At 69.4% G+C, this 3,100-nt stretch carries 2 protein-coding genes; both read left to right on the forward strand.

Annotated elements, in window-relative coordinates; genetic code table 11:
* A partial coding sequence (locus VLF18_RS16020) for a glycosyltransferase (protein WP_325280632.1) occupies positions 1 to 2,015 on the forward strand: 2,015 nt, incomplete at its 5' end.
* Positions 2,016 to 2,124: 109 nt separating this feature from the next.
* On the forward strand, positions 2,125 to 3,078 hold the full coding sequence (gene cysK, locus VLF18_RS16025) for a cysteine synthase A (RefSeq protein ID WP_325280633.1): 954 nt from the start codon (positions 2,125 to 2,127) through the stop codon (positions 3,076 to 3,078).
* The last annotated feature ends 22 nt before the right edge of the window (positions 3,079 to 3,100 follow it).

Raw genomic sequence — 3,100 nt, forward strand, 5'->3', positions numbered from 1 at the left:
GCCGCGGGCTCGCCGGCACGCTGCAGCGCGCGCTGCGCGAATTCCGCCGCAGCGCGCCGCCGGCCGTCGCGATCGCCGGCGAACCGGCGACGCAGTTCGACGACTTCAGCCTGCCGGTCGCCGACGCGCCGCAGGTGTCGATCGTGATTCCGGTCTACAACAAGATTGCCTACACGCTGGCCTGCCTGAAATCGCTGGCGACGCACGCGGGCAGCGCAACCTTCGAAGTCATCGTCGTCGACGATTGTTCCAGCGACGACACGCCGGAGCGCCTCGCCGACGTCGACGGCGCACGCGCGATCCGCAATGCGCAGAACCTCGGCTTCGTCGGCTCGTGCAATGCCGGCGCCGCGGCCGCGCGCGGTGAGTACGTGCTGTTCCTCAACAACGACACGGTCGTGACGCCGGGCTGGCTCGAGGCGCTGCTGCGCTGCTTCGCCGAAGAACCCGACGCCGGTCTCGTCGGCGCAAAGCTCGTCTACCCCGACGGACGCCTGCAGGAAGCCGGCGGCATCGTGTTCCGCGACGGCTCCGGCTGGAACTATGGCCGTTTCGAGGACCCTGCCGATCCGCGCTACAACTTCCGTCGCGAAGCCGACTACTGCTCGGGTGCGGCGATCCTGCTGCGCCGCGACCTGTTCGAATCGCTCGGCGGCTTCGACCAGCGCTATGCGCCGGCCTACTACGAAGACACCGATCTCGCCTTCGCCGTGCGCGCCGCCGGACTCAAGGTCTATTACGAGCCGCGCTCGACCGTGATCCATTTCGAAGGCATCACGGCCGGCACCGACACCGGCAGCGGCATGAAGCGCTATCAGGTCGTCAACCGCGAGAAATTTCTCGACAAGTGGAAATCCGCGCTCGCGCTGCAGCCCGCGCCCATCGACGATGCAGCGCTCGCGCCGCGCGCGGCGACGTTCCGCCGCGAGAAGCGCCTGCTCGTCGTCGATGCCTGCACGCCGACGCCGGACCAGGACTCGGGCTCGCTGCGCATGGTCAACCTCATGCGGCTGCTGCGCGCGCTCGGCTGGCAGGTCACGTTCTTCGCCGACAACCGGCTCTATGTGGCCGGCTACACCGAGGCGCTGCAGGCGCTCGGCGTCGAAGTGCTGTACGCGCCGTACATGAACGATCCGATCCGACTGTTCCGGCAGCGCGGCGCCGAGTTCGACGCGGTCCTGCTGTCGCGCCACTACATCGCGATCAACTACCTCGGCCTCGCGCGGCTCTACGCGCCGAAGGCGAAGCTGATCTTCGACACGGTCGATCTGCACTACCTGCGCGAGCGCCGCGCGGCGGAACTGGAGAACAGCGACGAGCTGCGCCGCAAGGCCGAGCGCACGCGCGCGCAGGAACACAAGCTGATCCGCGAATGCGACGCGACGCTCGTGGTCAGTCCGGTCGAGCAGGAACTGCTCGCGCGCGAACTGCCGCAGGCGCGCGTGGAAATCCTCTCGAACGTGCACGAGGTCTTCGGCTGCCGCCGCGGCTTCGCCGAACGCAGCGATCTGGTCTTCGTCGGCAGCTTCCAGCATCCGCCGAACGAGGACGCGATGCTCTGGTTCGCGCGCGAGATCCTGCCGCGCCTGCGCGACGCGCTGCCCGGCGCGCGCCTGCACGTCATCGGCCAGCCGATCCCCGACGCGCTGCGCGACTACGCCGCCGACGATTTCGTGCTGCATGGCTTCGTCGCGGATCTCGAGCCGTACATGGACGGCTGCCGCGTCTCGGTGGCGCCGCTGCGCTACGGCGCGGGCGTCAAGGGCAAGGTCAACATGGCGATGAGCTACGGCCTGCCCGTCGTCGCCACGCCGGCCGCGGTCGAAGGCATGCACATCCGCGCCGACAGCGACGTGCTCGTCGCGACCGACGCCGAGGCGTTCGCGGCGGCGATCGTGCGGCTCTACGGCGACGCGACGCTCTGGGAAACCCTGTCGGCCAACGGACTCGCCAACGTCGAGCGGCATTTTTCGTTCGACGCGGCCAAGCGCGCCTTGTCGCGAATCCTCGCCTGATCGCGTTCTCCGTCGAGGCACGCCCGCAGGACAGACCCGGCGGTGCGCCGGTTGGCGCGCCGCCTGAACTGCCGTAGGGTGGCGTGCGCCCGCCCCCCGGAGTAGCGACATGATCCACGCCAGCATTCTCGATACCGTCGGCCGCACGCCGATCGTCCGCATCAACCGTCTGGCCCCGGCCGGCGTCGAGATGTACGTCAAGCTCGAAGCCTTCAATCCGATGTCCTCGGTCAAGGACCGCCTCGCGCTCGCGATCGTGCTGGACGCCGAGGCCAGGGGCCTGCTGAGTGCCGGCCAGATGATCGTCGAGGCGACCTCGGGCAATACCGGCATCGCCCTGGCCATGGTCTGCGCGGCCAAGGGCTACCAGTTCGTTTCCTTCATGGTCGAGACGTTCTCGATCGAGCGGCGCAAGATCATGCGCGCGCTCGGCGCGAAGGTGATCCTGACTCCGGCCGCCGAACGCGGCAGCGGCATGGTCAAGCGCGCCGAGGAGTTCGCCGCGAAGCACGGCGCGTTCCTCGCACGGCAGTTCGAGAACGAGGCCAATCCGGCCTATCACCGCAACACGACGGGACCGGAAATCCTGCAGGACTTCGCCGGCCGCCGACTCGACGCCTTCGTGACGGGCTGGGGCACCGGCGGCACGCTGACCGGCGCCGGCGAGATGATCCGCCTCGCGCGGCCCGAGGTCGAAATCGTCGTGACCGAACCGGCCGGCGCCTCTCTGCTGGCCGGCGCGGAATGGAAGCCGCACAAGATCCAGGGCTGGACGCCCGACTTCGTGCCCGCGGTGCTCAGGCGCGAGGTCGCACACCGCATCGTGCCGGTCGACGACGTGCTCGCCCGCGACACGGCGCGCGCGCTCGCCGCGCAGGAAGGCATCTTCTGCGGCATCTCGGCCGGCGGCACGTTCGCCGCGGCGCTCGAGGTCGCGCGCACGGCGACGCCGGGCCAGGTCATCCTGGCGATGCTGCCCGACACGGGCGAACGCTATCTGACGACGTTCCTGTTCGAGGGCGTCAACGAAGGCTCGGACGACGAGTGGCTGGCAACGCTCTGAGCCCAGCTCAGGGCGCGGGCGG

The organism is Tahibacter sp. (assembly GCF_035481375.1).
GTDB lineage: Bacteria > Pseudomonadota > Gammaproteobacteria > Xanthomonadales > Rhodanobacteraceae > Tahibacter.

Bases quoted from the DNA above. Each gene is read 5' to 3' on its own strand.
- cysK (WP_325280633.1), top strand. From the start codon at position 2,125: ATGATCCACGCCAGCATTCTCGATACCGTCGGCCGCACGCCGATCGTC.